The following is a 247-nucleotide window of genomic DNA, read 5'->3' as shown; positions in this document are numbered from 1 at the left end:
CAACCGCCGACCTCGCCGCCGCAGCAGACGTAGCAGTGGACCTCGGCACCACAACAGGGACCGGCGAAACCACCAGCCCCGACCTCGCTGCAGCAGCAGCTGTGGACCTCGGCCTCGGCACCACCATCGCCAACGGAACCGACACCACAGCCGCCGACCTCGCCGCCGCAGCAGACGTAGCAGTGGACCTCGGCACCACAACAGGGACCGGCGAAACCACCAGCCCCGACCTCGCTGCAGCAGCCGC

At 70.0% G+C, this 247-nt stretch carries 1 protein-coding gene; it reads left to right on the top strand.

Translation table 11 applies throughout. The features are described from left to right. The coding region (locus AC5RVY_RS19080) for a hypothetical protein (RefSeq protein ID WP_493956258.1) at positions 1-247 on the top strand (247 nt) is incomplete at both ends.

It is taken from the genome of Arthrobacter sp. Ha26, from assembly GCF_059091705.1.
The sequence above is the reverse complement of the archived record's forward strand: the minus strand, read 5'-3'. Positions and strand labels throughout refer to the sequence as shown.